Here is a 15177-nt window from a genome sequence, read left to right as displayed (position 1 = left end):
GAAGGCGGCGGGTGGGCCCGCTCATCTTGTAGGGGTGCGCTCAGGCGGATGGTGCAGGCTGATGCGCGCATCGTAAAGCAGGTTGACCAGCTCGACGATCATGATCGCCGACAGGCCCCAGATCTTGTACTCGCCGAAACGGTAGCTGGGCACGTACCAGCTGCGGCCCTGGTAGTCGATGCGGTGGGTATGGTCGCGCGGGTCCTGGCGGAAGAACTCCAGCGGCACGCTGAACACCGCGGCAATCTCGGCATCGTTGGCGCGGTACTCGACATAGTCGGGAATCAGCCCGACAAACGGCGTGACCTTCAGCCCGTGCAACGAAACCAGCGGGCTCAGCGGGCCGATGACTTCGACCAGCCCGGGCGGCAGGCCGATTTCCTCCTCGGCCTCGCGCAGCGCGGTGAACACCAGGTCCGGGTCTTCGGGGTCTCGCCGCCCGCCGGGGAAGGCCACTTCGCCGCCATGGGTCGAGAGCCCCTTGGCGCGCAGGGTCAGCACCAGTTCGGGCGACTCGCTGCGGGTGATGGGCAATAACACGGCAGCCTCGGGGAACCGACGATCGGTCTCCAGGGTGCCCGGTGTGTGATTGCTCATTCGGCGAAGTAACTCGTCCAGCATGGTCTCTCTCGTTCTGTCGGGTCTCTGCATGATGCACCAAAGGCGCAGCCCGCCCAAGCCCCCGCGACAATCGCGCTTGCGGGCCTGCGCGCACTGGCGCGAAGATAGGCGCAGCCACCAGGAAGATAAGCATGAATTACTGCAGTGCGTGCGGCAAACCGGTCACTCATCGCATCCCCGACGGCGACAACCGCCTGCGTCATGTCTGCGATCATTGCCACACCATCCATTACCAGAACCCCAATATCGTCGCCGGCGTGCTGCCCAGCCATGGCAGCCAGGTGCTGCTGTGCCGACGCGCCATCGAGCCGCGACGTGGCTACTGGACCCTGCCGGCCGGCTTCATGGAAAACGGCGAGACCATGGAGCACGCCGCCCGCCGCGAGGCCGACGAGGAAGCCTGTGCGCGCCTGGGGCCGATGGCCCTGTACCAGCTGTTCGACCTGCCGCACATCAACCAGGTGCACGTGTTCTACCGCGCCGAGCTGGCCGACCTGGCATTTGCGGTGGGCGTCGAGAGCCTGGAAGTGCGCCTGTTCGAGGAAAGCGAGATCCCCTGGGACGAGCTGGCTTTCAGGACCGTGAGTCGTGCCCTAGAATGCTACTATCTCGACCGCCAGGGGCAGCATTACCCGGTACGCACCGAATGCCTGTCCCCGCGGGTCGAACCGCTCACTTGAACCCCAACGTCGCCACTTTCAGGGATACCGTTTCATGCGCTGGTTGCTTGCCCTCTTCTGCCTCGGTGTGGCGTCGGTGTCCCAGGCGGCGTTCACCGAAACCATTGTGCGAAAACCGCTTGGCCAGGTGACGCCCTCGACCCCGGCGCCCACCCCCTCCGGCGCCCCGTTGATCGACAAGGTGCTGGTGATCAAGTCCGAACGCCGCCTGCAACTGATGAGCGGCGACACCTCGATGAAGAGCTACCGTATCTCGCTGGGCAAGCAGCCCACCGGTGCCAAGCTGCGCGAGGGCGACAAGCGCACGCCTGAGGGGCTGTACTGGCTCGACTGGCGCAAGGTGTCCGACCGTTACAACCTGGCCATCCACGTCTCCTACCCCAATGTCAGCGACTCAGCCCGTGCCCGCCGCGAAGGGGTGAAGCCGGGCAGCATGATCATGATCCACGGCACACCGGACAGTGCGGACTACCCCGAGGCGCTGTTCCACACCCTGGACTGGACCGAAGGCTGCATCGCCATGACCAACCGCGACATGCGCGAAGTGTGGAACCTGGTCAGCGACGGCACGCTGATCGAGATTCGGCCCTGACCCCTGCCCCGGATCAACAGCCGGCCGCAGTGCCGGCTGTCATCAAAGCGCCCCTAAATCGTCATATTCGCCTTCTAAAGTGCCGGTCTGCATGACGCCACTTCAGCTGAAGGATATGAAGCAATGAGTCGAGACACCGGCGACAACCTGGACCGCAACGCCAGTGGCAACCTGCCGATGACGTCCGTACTGGACATGTATCTGAGCCGCCGCAGCGTGGTGCGCGGCAGCCTGGGCGCAGCCATCGCGATGATTGCCGGTGCAGGCCTAGGTGGCTGTTTCGACAGCAACGCCGCGGATAAAGCCGCCGCCCCTACCGCCTCGTCGCCGCTGGCGCTCGGTTTCGACTCGATCCCCGGCTCGCGCACCGATGCCTGCACGGTGGCCGCCGGCTACAGCGCCTATGTGCTGGCACCATGGGGTACCCCGTTGAACAGCGCCGCTAAACCCTGGCAGGCCGACGGCAGCAACAGCGCCGAAGACCAGGCAAACGCCATGGGCATGCACCACGACGGCATGCATTTCTTCCCCATCGGTGGCAGCTCCGACGACGGTCTGCTGGCGATCAACTTCGAATACATCGATGCCCAGGCCCTGCATCCTGCCGGCCCCACCCTGGACGCTACCGGCAAGCGGCCGCCCGAGGAGGTGCGCAAGGAGATCAACGCCCACGGCGCCGGCGTCGTGCGCCTGAACAAGCGCGGCGGGCGCTGGCAGGTGGTCGACAACGATCCGCTCAACCGCCGCTTCACCAGCGCCAGCGTGATGGACCTGGCCGGCCCGCTGCGCGGCACCGACCACGTCAAGACCGCGTTCTCCAGAAACGGCACGCAGTCGCGCGGCACCAACAACAACTGCGGCAACGGCCACACCCCATGGGGCACCTACCTGACCTGCGAGGAGAACTGGCCAGGTATCTTCATCAATACGACCACTGCGCTGCCGGCCGATCAGCAGCGCCTGGGCGTCAGCACCGGGACAAGCCTGTACAAGTGGGAAACCGCCGCCGGCGCAGCGGACGAAGTGGACGACGAATTCGCCCGCTTCGACATCACCCCACGCGGTACGTCGGCCACCGACGACTATCGCAATGAAGCCAGCACGTTTGGCTATATCGTCGAAATCGACCCGTATGACGCCAGTCGCCGCGCGGTCAAACGCACCGCCCTGGGACGTTTCCGCCACGAGGGCTGCTGCCCCGGCCTGGCGGTGGCAGGCCAACCGGTGGTGTTCTACATGGGTGACGACTCGAACAACGAATACCTCTACAAATTCGTCTCCAGCGCGCCCTGGGACCCGGCCGATGCCACCCCGCACGACCGCCTGGCCATCGGCGCCAAGTACATGGACCAGGGCAAGCTGTACGTGGCGCGCTTCGATGCCGACGGCAGCGGCCAGTGGCTGCTGCTCGATGCTGCCTCGCCCACCATCGATGGCAAGACCCTTGGCGCCCTCTACGGCGACCTGCCGGGCATCATCCTCAATACCCGTGGCGCAGCCGATGCATTGGGCGCCACGCCGATGGACCGCCCGGAGTGGACCACGGTCAACCCGCTCAACGGCGACGCCTACCTGAGCCTGACCAACAACAGCCAGCGCCCCCCGACCAGCGTCGACCAGGCCAACCCGCGGGGGCCTAACAAGCACGGTCACATCATCCGCTGGCACGACGGCACGGATCAGTTGAGCTTCACTTGGGACATCTTCGTGTTCGGCGCCAATGCCGCAGCCAGCGCCGACATCAACCGCTCCGGCCTGACCGAACACAACCAGTTCGCCAGCCCCGACGGCATGAGTTTCGATAGCCGCGGCATCCTCTGGTTCGAGACCGACAACAGCGAACCGAGCGTGAGCGACTATACCAACGACCAGGTGCTTGCCGTGATCCCGGACCTGTTGCTCGATGCCCAGGGCAAGCGCAGCCCGATCAATGCGGACAACGCCCTGAACCTGCGTCGCTTCTTCGTGGGGCCCAATGGGTGTGAGGTGACAGGGATTGCGTTCACTCCGGACAACCGCTCGATGTTCGTCAACATCCAGCACCCGGCCAACTGGCCCAGTACCGATGTAGCGACCACGGCAACGCCGGCCGGCAGCAAGGTGCGACCACGTGCGGCGACGGTGGTGATTCAGCGCAATGATGGGGGGGAGATAGGCGTCTGAGCAGCAGGGGACTGCTCGAAGGGAGGTGGGGCATGCCCCACGACCCTCAGAAATCAGCGAGCTGCCAGACCTCGTAGGCCGGGGTCTCGTAGGGGTGGCTCGCCTTCAGGGCCGCGACTACCGGCCCCACCAGCGCATCGTCCACCACCAGCTCGACCCGCCACTCCTCGACCTGCTCGACCACCCCGCTCTGCCCGATGAACGGCTGGCTGCCGCCCAACGGACGGAACTGGCCCTGGCCAAGCACCTGCCACGCACAGCTGTCGTAGGCGCCGATGCGTCCGCCACCGGCGGCGAACACTGCGGCCTTGACCTGCTCCACATGGCTGGGCGGCACGAAGAAGGCGAGTTTGAACACCCTCAGTTCACCCAGGCCCGCGCGTTGCGGAACATGCGCATCCAGGCGGCGTCTTCGTTCCAGTCATCCGGGCGCCACGAGTTCTGCACCGCACGGAATACCCGCTCAGGGTGCGGCATCATGATGGTGACGCGCCCGTCGCGGCTGGTCAGGCCGGTGATCCCGCGCGGCGAACCGTTCGGGTTGGCCGGGTAGGTCTCGGTGACCTTGCCGTGGTTGTCGACGAAACGCAGGGCCACGCAACCGGACAGGTCGGCTTCCAGCAGTGCCTCTTCGCTGGCGAACTCGGCATGCCCTTCACCGTGCGCGATGGCGATCGGCATGCGCGAACCGGCCATGCCCTGCAGGAAGATCGAGTTGGACTCCTGCACCTGGACCATCGCCACGCGCGCCTCGAACTGCTCGGAGCGGTTGCGCACGAAGTGCGGCCAGAACTCGCTGCCCGGGATCAGCTCGTGCAGGTTGGACATCATCTGGCAACCGTTGCACACACCCAGGGTAAAGCTGTCGCTACGCTCGAAGAAGCCCTGGAAGGCGTCGCGGGCGCGGCTGTTGAACAGCGCCGACTTGGCCCAGCCTTCACCGGCACCCAGCACGTCACCGTAGGAGAAGCCGCCGCAGGCAACCATGCCCTTGAACTCGTTCAGGTCGACGCGACCGGCGAGGATATCGCTCATGTGCACGTCGATGGCGTTGAAGCCGGCACGGTCGAACGCCGCAGCCATTTCCACCTGGCCGTTGACGCCCTGCTCGCGCAGTACCGCCACCTGTGGGCGAATACCCTTCTTGATGTAAGGCGCCGCGATGTCGTGGTTGACGTCGAAGCCCAGCTTGACGCTCAGGCCCGGGTTGTCTTCCTCGAGCAGGCCGTCGAACTCCTGGTCGGCGCAGTCGGCGTTGTCGCGCAGGCGCTGGATCTGGTAGCTGGTCTCGGCCCACTGGCGCTGCAGCAGGCGGCGGTCGCCGGTGAACAGCACTTCGCCGTTCAGGCTGATGGCCACGTCGGCACAATTGACCGGCTTGCCGATCACCGCCACGCAGTCTTCGCCAAGGCCGGCGGCGCTGAACTGGGCCAGCACGTCCGGGGTGGCGTCCTGGCGCACCTGGATCACCGCACCCAGCTCTTCGTTGAAGAGGATGGCCGCGACTTTCTCGCGCTTGCCGGTCAGGGTGTCCAGTTCCAGGTTCAGCCCGCAATGGCCGGCGAAGGCCATTTCCAGCGCAGTGGCCAGCAGGCCGCCGTCGGAGCGGTCGTGGTAGGCCAGCAGGTGACCGTCGGCGTTCAGGCCCTGGATCACCGCGAAGAACGCCTTGAGGTCTTCGGCGTCGTCGACGTCCGGTGCCTGGCTGGCGAGTTTGCCGTGGGTCTGGGCCAGGATCGAGGCGCCCATGCGGTTCTGGCCGCGACCCAGGTCGATCAGGATCAGGTCGGTTTCGCCCTTGTCCATGCGCAGTTGCGGGGTCAGGGTCTTGCGGATGTCGGTAACCGGGGCAAAGCCGGTCACGATCAGCGACATCGGCGAGGTCACGGTCTTCTCGCGACCTTCATCTTCCCAGCGGGTCTTCATGGACATCGAGTCCTTGCCCACCGGAATGGTCAGGCCCAGCTCGGGGCACAGTTCCATGCCCACGGCCTTGACCGCGTCGTACAGGCGCGCGTCTTCACCGGGGTGGCCGGCAGCCGACATCCAGTTGGCCGACAGCTTGATGTCGGACAGCTTGCCGATGCGCGAGGCCGCCATGTTGGTCAGGGTCTCGCCGATCGCCATGCGCCCGGACGCCTGAGCGTCGAGCAGGGCCAGCGGGGTGCGCTCGCCCATGGCCATGGCTTCGCCGGTGTACACGTCGAAGCTGGTGGCGGTGACGGCCACGTCGGCCACCGGGATCTGCCATGGACCGACCATCTGGTCGCGGGCGACCAGGCCGGTGATGGTGCGGTCACCGATGGTGATCAGGAAGTTCTTGCTGGCCACGGCCGGGTGGCGCAGCACGCGCTGTACCGAGTCGGCGAGGTCCAGGGTGCTCGGGTCGAAATCGTCGCCCAGCTCGGCTTCGCGGCTGACCGAACGGTGCATGCGCGGGGCCTTGCCCAGCAGCACTTCCAGCGGCATGTCCACCGGGCTGTTGCCGAAGTGGCTGTCGGTGACGGTCAGTTGCGGTTCGGCAGTGGCTTCGCCGACCACCGCGAACGGGCAGCGCTCGCGTTCGCAGATGGCGGTGAAACGCTCCAGGTCCTTGGCGTCGACCGCCAGCACGTAGCGTTCCTGGGACTCGTTGCTCCAGATTTCCAGCGGCGCCATGCCCGGCTCGTCGTTGGGCACGTTGCGCAGCTCGAAACGACCGCCACGGCCGCCGTCGTTGACCAGCTCGGGGAAGGCGTTGGACAGGCCGCCCGCGCCGACGTCATGGATGAACGCGATGGGGTTGGCATCGCCCAGCTGCCAGCAGCGGTCGATGACCTCCTGGCAGCGGCGTTCCATTTCCGGGTTTTCGCGCTGTACCGAGGCGAAATCGAGGTCGGCAGAGCTGGCGCCGGTGGCCATCGACGAGGCAGCACCGCCACCCAGGCCGATCAGCATGGCCGGGCCGCCGAGCACGATCAGCTTGGCGCCGACGGTGATCTCGCCCTTCTGCACATGGCCTTCGCGGATGTTGCCCATGCCGCCGGCGAGCATGATCGGCTTGTGGTAGCCGCGCACTTCTTCGCCGTGTGGGGTGTTGATCGACTGCTCGAAGGTACGGAAGTAACCGGTCAGTGCCGGGCGCCCGAATTCATTGTTGAACGCCGCGCCGCCCAGCGGGCCTTCGATCATGATGTCCAGCGCGGTGACGATGCGCTCCGGCTTGCCGTAGGGCTTTTCCCACGGCTGTTCGAAGCCCGGGATCTGCAGGTTGGACACGGTGAAGCCGGTGAGGCCGGCCTTGGGCTTGGCGCCGCGACCGGTGGCACCTTCGTCGCGGATCTCGCCGCCGGAGCCGGTGGAGGCCCCCGGGAACGGCGCGATGGCGGTCGGGTGGTTGTGGGTCTCGACCTTCATCAGGATGTGCACCGGCTCCTGCACCGCGCCGTACTGGCGGGTTTCAGGGTTCGGGAAGAAGCGCCCGGCGGTGGAACCGACGATCACCGAGGCGTTGTCCTTGTAAGCGGACAGCACGCCTTCGCTGTGCATCTGGTAGGTGTTCTTGATCATGCCGAACAGGCTTTTTTCCTGGCTCTGGCCGTCGATATCCCAACTGGCGTTGAAGATCTTGTGGCGGCAGTGCTCGGAGTTGGCCTGGGCGAACATCATCAGTTCGATGTCGTGCGGGTTGCGCTTGAGGCCCTGGAAGCTGGTGACCAGGTAGTCGATCTCGTCTTCGGCCAGGGCCAGGCCCAGCTCGACGTTGGCTTTTTCCAGCGCGGCGCGGCCACCGCCGAGGATGTCGACGGCGGTCAGCGGCTTGGGTTCGGCATGGCTGAACAGGCCGGCGGCCTCTTCGAGCCTGCCCAGCACGATCTGGGTCATGCGGTCGTGCAGCAGCTCGGCAACGGCGGCCACATCGGCCTCGCTCAGTTCACCGCCGACATAGAAGGCAGTACCACGCTCCAGGCGCTTGACGTTCTCCAGGCCGCAGTTGTGGGCGATGTCGCTGGCCTTGCTCGACCAGGGCGAGATGGTGCCGAAACGCGGCATGACCAGGAACAGGCGACCGCTGGGCTCCTGTACCGGCACGCTCGGGCCGTACTTGAGCAGGCGCGCGAGCACATGCTGTTGGTCGGCACTCAGCTCGCCGTCAACCTCGGCGAAATGGGCGAATTCAGCGTACAAACCACTAACAGCGGGGACTTTCTGGCTCAGTTGCTCGAGTAATTTACCGTGGCGAAAGGCAGAAAGGGCAGGAGCGCCGCGCAGGATCAACATCGTCGGGACAGCCTCAGGAAGGGGGTGTGCTTAGAGGCCGTGCATTCTAGCCTAAACCGCCGCCGACGGCACCCGAAACGCTGCATCGGCGACAGGCCGAATGTCGGCAAGCCGACAAGAGTGCTTCACGAGATGACAAAAACCCGTCCCGACGCGGTTTTATCGGGCTGTGCTAGCAGACAAGCCGGATGTTGTCGAGATATGGCGCGGCAGGTCCTTTGCGTATACTGCACCCTATGTTTGCCCAGACTGCTTTGCGCCAGCGTTGTGCCAAATGGCTCATCGCAACCGGACTCTTCCTGATGCTCGGTGCCTGTGTTGAAAAACCCAGCACCCTGGAGCGTGTCAAGGAGGACGGCGTGCTGCGCGTGATCACCCGCAACAGCCCGGCCACCTACTTCCAGGACCGCAACGGCGAAACCGGCTTCGAGTACGAGCTGGTCCAGCGCTTTGCCGACGACCTGGGCGTGAAGCTGCAGATCGAGACCGCCGACAACCTCGACGACCTGTTCAACCAGCTCGGCCAGCCGAACGGCCCGGTGCTGGCGGCAGCGGGCCTGGTAAGCAGCGAGCAGCGCAAGCAGCAGGTACGTTTTTCCCACCCGTATCTCGAAGTCACCCCGCAGATCATCTACCGCAACGGCAAGCCCCGCCCCACCGACGCCGGCGACCTGGTCGGCAAGCGCATTCTGGTACTCAAGGGCAGCAGCCATGCCGAACAGCTGGCAGAGCTGAAAAAACAGTACCCGGCCCTGCAATATGAAGAATCCGACCAGGTCGAGGTGGTCGACCTGCTGCGCATGGTCGACGAGGGCCAGATCGACCTGACCCTGGTCGACTCCAACGAAGTGGCGATGAACCAGGTGTACTTCCCCAACGTGCGGGTCGCCTTCGACCTGGGCGACGGGCGCGACCAGCGCTGGGCGGTGGCGGCCGGCGAAGACAACAGCCTGCTCAACGAAATCAACGAATTCATCGACAAGGTGCACAAGAACGGCACCCTGCAACGGCTCAAGGACCGCTACTACGGCCACGTGGACGTGCTCGGCTATGTCGGCGCCTACACCTTCGCCCAGCACCTGCAGCAGCGCCTGCCGCGCTACGAGAACCACTTCAAGACCTCGGCCAAGAAGGAACAGGTGGACTGGCGCCTGCTGGCGGCGATCGGTTACCAGGAGTCGATGTGGCAGGCCGAGGTCACCTCCAAGACCGGCGTGCGCGGGCTGATGATGCTGACCCAGCGCACCGCCCAGGCCATGGGCGTGTCCAACCGGCTCGACCCGCGCCAGAGCATCGAGGGCGGGGCCAAGTACTTCATGCATGTGAAGAAGGAGCTCGATGACGACATCGAGGAGCCGGACCGCACCTGGTTTGCCCTGGCCGCCTACAACGTGGGCAGCGGCCACCTGGACGATGCCCGCAAGCTGGCCAAGCGCGAGGGGCTGAACCCGAACAAGTGGCTGGACGTGAAGAAGATGCTGCCGCGCCTGTCGCAGAAGCAGTGGTACAGCAAGACCCGCTACGGCTATGCCCGTGGCGGCGAGCCGGTGCATTTCGTGGCCAACATCCGGCGCTACTACGACATCCTGACCTGGGTGACCCAGCCGCAGCTGGAGGGCAGCCAGGTGGCCGAAGGCAACCTGCATGTGCCGGGGGTCAACAAGACCAAGCCGGCCGACGCTTCGCCGCCGCTCTAGATTGCAGCGCCTGTATCGCGGGCCAAGCCCGCTCCCACAACAACGGGGGAGCGGGCTTGACCCGCGATGGTCACACCACGGTTATCAGGCCTTGGCCCGCCGAGCCCTGAAGAACTCGGTCAGAATCGCCCCGCACTCCTCGGCCAGCACCCCGCCCTCGAACAGCACCCGGTGGTTCAGAAACCCCTGGGTAAAAAATTGCCCCTGGCTCTGCACGATCCCGGCCTTGGGCTCCAGGGCCCCGAACACCACGCGGTTGACCCGCGAATGCACGATCAGCCCGGCGCACATGCTGCACGGCTCCAGCGTCACATACAGCGTGCTGCCCGGCAGCCGGTAGTTGCTGGCCGCCTGCGCCGCCGCGCGAATGGCCACCATTTCGGCGTGCGCACTGGGGTCGCTGCCGCTGATCGGGCAGTTGAAGCCCTGCCCGATCACCTCGCCGTGCTGCACCAGCACCGCGCCCACCGGCACCTCGCCCAATGCAGCCCCCTGCGCCGCCAGCTCCAGCGCCAGGCGCATGAAGTGCTGGTCGCGGCTGCGGTCGATGATCTGCGGCTGACGCATCACGCCACCTCGATGGCGGCCATCAGGCCGGTTTCCATGTGATCGATCACGTGGCAATGGAACATCCAGGTGCCGGGGTTATCCGCCACCAGCGCCACCTGCGCCCGCTCGTTCTTGCCCAGCAGGTAGGTGTCGGTGAAGTACTGCTCCGGGATCTTGTGGCGATTGGAGCTGAGCACCTTGAAACTCATGCCGTGCAGGTGGATCGGGTGCTGGTACTGGGTCATGTTCTTGAGCTCGAAGATGTAGCTCTTGCCCTTCTTCAAGGTGGCGATCGGCCGGTCGGAACAGGTCTTGTCGGTGATGTCCCAGGCCTGCCCGTTGATCTGCCACAGGCTTGGCGGCTTGCCGTTCTCGGTATTGACCGACACCGAGCCTACCCACTCGAAATTGAAGTTGATCTTCTCGGCGTTGGCCAGGTCCGGCTCGGCGATGGGGTTGGCCGGCAGCGCCGGTGGCCAGTCGCCCGGTGCCTCGCTGCTGGCCACCGAACGCAGGGTGCCCAGGCGCACCGAGCCGTCGCGCAGCGACAGCTCCTCCCCGGCTGCCGGCATGCGGATGGCCAGGCAGATGCGCATGCCGGGGCCCAGCCAGTAGTCCTTGCCCAATGGGCGCGGGGTGATCGGGTTGCCATCCAGCGCATAGATACGCGCCTCGAAGTCGCCCTTGAGGTTGATGCGGTAGGTCAGGGTGTTGTCCAGGTTCAGCAGGCGCACCCGCACGATCTGGCCGGCGGGCATTTCCACCACCGCGTCGGGCTGCCCGTTGATGGTGATCAGGCGCCCTGCGGTGCCGCCACGGGCCGCTTCGCGCGGCACGCTGAACTCGACGAAGTTGCCCCGCTCGTCCACGTGCCAGTTCTTCAGGCTCAGGGTGCGCTCGTGCTTGAAACCGGTGGGCTCGCGCTCCTCCACGATCAGCGGGCCGACCAGGCCGCGGCCCAGCTCTTCGCTGCTGTTGACGTGGGGGTGGTACCAGAAGCTGCCGGCATCCGGCACGCGGAACCTGTAGTCGAAGTACTCGCCCGGCAGCACCGGCAGCTGCGACACGTAGGGCACGCCGTCCATTTCCAGCGGCAGGCGGATACCGTGCCAGTGGATGGTGGTGGCCACCGGCAGGTGGTTGATGAACCGCACCCGCAGCCACTGCCCCTGGCGCACCCGCAGCTCGGTGCCCGGCGCGGACGGGCCGAACGCCCAGGCCTGGGTGGTGTGCCCGGCCACCAGCTCGACGTCCAGCGGCGCGGCGATCAGTTCATAGTCATGCCCGGCCTGCTCGTCCTCGACCTTGCCCATCCAGTAACGTGCGGCGCCCCCGGCGCCCAGGCCAACCACCACCAGGCCAGTCAGCCCCTTGAGCATTTGTCGACGGGTAAAGGACATCGGAACAGGCACCTCGTATCGCGAAAACAGCCTGCCAGCCATGACCGGGCTGGCGGTAAGGGCGAATACGATACACCTGCATTTGCGAAACTTTAAGTGAAGAGTTGCCCCGGCAGCGGCACACGATGCCGCACTCACCCGCGCAGCACTATCTACCGCACCTGCCCGCTGGAGCCAGCCCATCCTGCCATGGCCCAGACCAAGGAAGGATCGCCATGCCCCAGCCCCCCAACCCACAACGCGCGCAGCTTCAGGACATTGCGCGCCAGCTCGTCGTCAACTGCCCGGACATGCGCCAGATGGCCCGTGAGGTGGCCGTCGACGCCCTGAAGAAGTTCGCCCGCAGCAGCCTCGATCCGGACACCGTGTACCTGCACCGTTTCAAGGCGGCCCAGTCCAACCCCAGAAGCTTCAGCGGCTGGGAGCACCGTGAGCTGCCCTACCAGTCGCTGACGTTGCCGCAACTGGTGATGCAGCGCTTCGACGCCAACGACCAGGACAACGCCGACCTGCTCGGCTACCGCACCGGCTTCTACCGCGAAGGCGCGCATGCCGGGGTGTTCGACGAACGCAACGAAGTCCCCATGGCACCGGCCGATGTGCTGCGCTACTTCTGGCAGATCGACTTCAGCTCGGTCTTCAAACAGAAGATGCAGGCGTTCTGGGCCGACAGTGCAGAGGCGTTTCGCAGCATGGCCAAGGCCAACTTCCTGAGCAAGGTGGTGGAAGCCTGCGAACACGCAGACCTGCCCGAACAGCGCAAACGCTACCGCCTGCTGGCCCGGGCACTGGCCGGCGTCACCGACTGGCCGCCCACCCTCGAACAACTGCAGCAAACGCATGTTCCCGACCAGGGGGTGCGCCTGCATGCCTTCGACATCGGCGGCTACGTCGCCAGCGACATGCTGCGTGCCGTGCTGCCCGATGGCTACCAGGTGCTGTACATGCCCGGCGAGGTCACGGCCCTGCACCTGTTTGCCAACCCTGCGCAGCTTTACTGGTGGGTGCTGCAGAACACCAATGCCGCAGATAACCGCGCGCGCCTGATGGCCCACTTCGCGTTGTCCAGCCATGCCGAACACCCCGCCGGGGTCGGGCTCGAGCATCTGATCGACCTGCTGTTCTCCAACTGGGCCGGCAGCGCACACGATGCCATCAACCTGCTGGACAAGCCGGTCGACCAGGATGCATTCAGCTACCTGCGCGATGCGGCGCGACAGCGCATGAGCGACGACGCGCACTTCGCCCTGCGCTCCAACGCCGACCTGCGCAAACAGATGTGGGTGGCGGACCTGCACGCCTTTACCCGGTTCGCCGGGGCAATGGCCGCCTTCGACTGGCCGGTTGCACTGGCTGCCGTGGGCGCAGGGCTTGGCGAGACCGGCCTGTCCATCGACGAGGCGATCAACGGCCACACCACTGCCGAACGCCAGGCGGGCGTCATCGGCGCCGTACTGGCCTCCATCGACACGCTGTTCAACGCGACGCTGCTCGGCGAGGAGACCGGTGAAGCGATACGGATCGACAGCGAGGTGCCCGCCGTCGCCGAGCCCTATGTGGAGGCCGAGGACGAACCCCTTGCCACTGCCGAGGATATTGACGCCCAGGTACCCGTCCCCCTGCGACCGACACCGGCTTCCCAGCGCCTGGCCACCTTCGAGACCAATGCCCTGCTCGATGGCGAAAAACCCGGGGTTGGCAAGATGCAGGGCATCTACTCGCTGGCCGACGGTTTCTATGTAGCGATCGGCGATTTCGCCTACCAGGTGCGGTACGTGGGCGAGCTCAAGAGCTGGGTGGTGATCGACCCGAACGCGCCCTTTTCGTTCTACCGCAACGTGCCCATCCGGCTCACTGCGCAACAGCAGTGGGAGCCCGTCGCACAGGGCCGCCTTCTGGGGGGTACACCGCGCTTTCGCCTCAAACTGTGGGGCCGCAGCGACTACGCGCCACCCCCTGCCGAACGTATCCCCACGCCCTACGAGCTGCTCCCGCGCCAGCAGGCACAGCTGCGTTCGGTGGATGACGAACAGCTCAGCGGCATTACCTACCGGGCCAATCAGCCACACCTGGAAGAAGCCTGCGACCTGTTTCGCAAGCTGCGCAGCAAGCTGCTGAACGACGCCAGGGAGTACCTGAGCACGGTGGAGCTGCCGCCACGCCCGCAACTGCCGCTGTTCGAAAGCAACCCGGCGCCCAAGCAGATCTTGTGTGGTTGCTACTCCCGCTGCGACGGCGTGGTGATCGGCGAATGCCACGCACACCTGGGCAGCAAACGCTTTCTGATCGACAACATGGCGCAACTGCGCAAGCAGAAGGTCAAGGTGCTGTACCTGGAGCATCTGCTGACGGACTTTCACCAGGCCGACCTCGATGCGTTCAACCGCACAGGCAACATGAGCCAGCACCTGCGCGACTATGTGGCCGAACTGGACCGAAGCCAGGCCACCGACAGCAGCGGACGCTATACCTTCCAGCAGGTGATGCTCACCGCACAGGCCAACCAGGTCCGCCTCCAGGCCATCGACTGCATGGCCAGCTATCGTCAGGCCTGGCTGGCCACCCCGCCGGGCCCGATCCGGCAACAGATGATGAACTTCTTTGCCCATCGGGTCATTGCAGCAGACCAGGCCCTGCACCCCAGCAGGTGGATCGCCTTCGTGGGCAACACCCACACCAATACGTTTGACGGCGTGCCAGGGCTTGCCGAGCTGCAGGGCGCCATCGGCCTGCGCATCGAAGACATCGAGTGCGGGCTGCCTGTGCGATTCGGCGTGGACCCCGGTATCCAACCCGACCAGGCGGCCAACCTGGCGGCGGTCAAATGCGACCTGCTGCTGCAGGTGCCCATTGCTCCCGCACACGGCGTGGCACGCACCCTGGAAGAAAAGCTGCGCGCTGTCGGCTCCTTCAGTTTCACCCAGGTGGAGGGGACCTTGCAGATGATCCACCGCAGCAAGGACCTGACGCTGCACTACACCCCCATCCAACGAGACGGCACGTTCTACTACATCGATCGGGCGAGCTGGCCACGCGTGGACAAGCGCCGCATGCCAAGCCTGGCGCAACTGTCGACCCTGGTGACATCCAACGGGCTGACCTTCGTGCCACTGTAACGGCGCTGCCCAGCTTTGCTTGCTGCCTGGACGGCCCGGGCTGGCTGGGCGGCCCGCACTACTTACTTACCGCACGCTGCTCGCCGCCCCCGGCCAAGC

10 protein-coding genes are annotated in these 15177 nt (G+C 65.6%); 5 read left to right on the top strand and 5 right to left on the bottom strand.

Features of this window, described 5'->3' with window-relative positions; translation table 11 throughout:
- Window positions 1-21 precede the first annotated feature (21 nt).
- Window positions 22-621: a CoA pyrophosphatase gene (locus KH389_RS05535; protein ID WP_054915037.1), complete on the bottom strand. Its 600-nt coding sequence runs from the start codon at window positions 619-621 to the stop codon at window positions 22-24.
- A gap of 131 nt (window positions 622-752) precedes the next feature.
- Between KH389_RS05535 and KH389_RS05530 the strand changes: the two genes are divergently transcribed.
- The 3 genes from KH389_RS05530 to KH389_RS05520 all read left to right on the top strand — a co-directional run bounded on the left by KH389_RS05530 (window position 753) and on the right by KH389_RS05520 (window position 4056).
- Entirely contained in the window at window positions 753-1301 is a 549-nt protein-coding gene (locus tag KH389_RS05530) for an NUDIX hydrolase (RefSeq protein ID WP_043863174.1), read from the top strand.
- A 34-nt stretch (window positions 1302-1335) separates the two neighbouring features.
- A complete protein-coding gene (locus KH389_RS05525; RefSeq protein WP_054915039.1) occupies window positions 1336-1893 on the top strand; it encodes a L,D-transpeptidase family protein in 558 nt (185 codons plus the stop codon).
- A gap of 123 nt (window positions 1894-2016) precedes the next feature.
- The gene (locus KH389_RS05520) at window positions 2017-4056 is read left to right on the top strand and encodes a PhoX family protein (RefSeq protein WP_213607005.1); all 2040 of its coding nucleotides are present in this window, start codon (window positions 2017-2019) and stop codon (window positions 4054-4056) included.
- A 46-nt stretch (window positions 4057-4102) separates the two neighbouring features.
- Here the strand turns inward: KH389_RS05520 and KH389_RS05515 are convergent, their stop codons facing one another.
- Together KH389_RS05515 and purL are read right to left on the bottom strand one after the other, a co-directional pair.
- Window positions 4103-4414 carry a YqfO family protein gene (locus tag KH389_RS05515; RefSeq protein ID WP_213607004.1) on the bottom strand — a complete coding sequence of 104 codons (312 nt, stop codon included), beginning with the start codon at window positions 4412-4414 and terminating at the stop codon, window positions 4103-4105.
- Window positions 4415-4416: 2 nt separating this feature from the next.
- Window positions 4417-8316: a phosphoribosylformylglycinamidine synthase gene (gene purL / locus KH389_RS05510; RefSeq protein ID WP_213607003.1), complete on the bottom strand. Its 3900-nt coding sequence runs from the start codon at window positions 8314-8316 to the stop codon at window positions 4417-4419.
- A gap of 236 nt (window positions 8317-8552) precedes the next feature.
- On the opposite strand from purL, the gene mltF reads away from it, so the two are divergent.
- The gene (mltF, locus tag KH389_RS05505) at window positions 8553-10013 is read left to right on the top strand and encodes a membrane-bound lytic murein transglycosylase MltF (protein ID WP_043860640.1); all 1461 of its coding nucleotides are present in this window, start codon (window positions 8553-8555) and stop codon (window positions 10011-10013) included.
- Window positions 10014-10097: 84 nt separating this feature from the next.
- Here mltF and tadA read toward each other — a convergent pair whose 3' ends face one another.
- The gene (gene tadA, locus KH389_RS05500; RefSeq protein ID WP_054915054.1) at window positions 10098-10580 is read right to left on the bottom strand and encodes a tRNA adenosine(34) deaminase TadA; all 483 of its coding nucleotides are present in this window, start codon (window positions 10578-10580) and stop codon (window positions 10098-10100) included.
- Window positions 10580-11962: a multicopper oxidase family protein gene (locus tag KH389_RS05495; protein ID WP_213607002.1), complete on the bottom strand. Its 1383-nt coding sequence runs from the start codon at window positions 11960-11962 to the stop codon at window positions 10580-10582. The genes tadA and KH389_RS05495 overlap by 1 nt, the downstream gene beginning before the upstream one ends.
- Before the next feature lie 215 nt (window positions 11963-12177).
- On the opposite strand from KH389_RS05495, the gene KH389_RS05490 reads away from it, so the two are divergent.
- On the top strand, window positions 12178-15078 hold the full coding sequence (locus KH389_RS05490; RefSeq protein WP_213607001.1) for a membrane-targeted effector domain-containing toxin: 2901 nt from the start codon (window positions 12178-12180) through the stop codon (window positions 15076-15078).
- The last annotated feature ends 99 nt before the right edge of the window (window positions 15079-15177 follow it).

The sequence above is a fragment of the Pseudomonas qingdaonensis genome, assembly GCF_018398475.1.
Taxonomy (GTDB): Bacteria; Pseudomonadota; Gammaproteobacteria; order Pseudomonadales; family Pseudomonadaceae; genus Aquipseudomonas; species Aquipseudomonas palmensis.
This window is presented reverse-complemented; position numbering and strand designations above follow the sequence as displayed.

What these genes read in the sequence shown, in the direction of transcription:
- KH389_RS05535 (WP_054915037.1), bottom strand. Translation starts at nt 621, where the DNA reads ATGCTGGACGAGTTACTTCGCCGAATGAGCAATCACACACCGGGCACC.
- KH389_RS05530 (WP_043863174.1), top strand. Translation starts at nt 753, where the DNA reads ATGAATTACTGCAGTGCGTGCGGCAAACCGGTCACTCATCGCATCCCC.
- KH389_RS05525 (WP_054915039.1), top strand. Translation starts at nt 1,336, where the DNA reads ATGCGCTGGTTGCTTGCCCTCTTCTGCCTCGGTGTGGCGTCGGTGTCC.
- KH389_RS05520 (WP_213607005.1), top strand. Translation starts at nt 2,017, where the DNA reads ATGAGTCGAGACACCGGCGACAACCTGGACCGCAACGCCAGTGGCAAC.
- purL (WP_213607003.1), bottom strand. Translation starts at nt 8,316, where the DNA reads ATGTTGATCCTGCGCGGCGCTCCTGCCCTTTCTGCCTTTCGCCACGGT.
- mltF (WP_043860640.1), top strand. Translation starts at nt 8,553, where the DNA reads ATGTTTGCCCAGACTGCTTTGCGCCAGCGTTGTGCCAAATGGCTCATC.
- tadA (WP_054915054.1), bottom strand. Translation starts at nt 10,580, where the DNA reads ATGCGTCAGCCGCAGATCATCGACCGCAGCCGCGACCAGCACTTCATG.
- KH389_RS05495 (WP_213607002.1), bottom strand. Translation starts at nt 11,962, where the DNA reads ATGTCCTTTACCCGTCGACAAATGCTCAAGGGGCTGACTGGCCTGGTG.
- KH389_RS05490 (WP_213607001.1), top strand. Translation starts at nt 12,178, where the DNA reads ATGCCCCAGCCCCCCAACCCACAACGCGCGCAGCTTCAGGACATTGCG.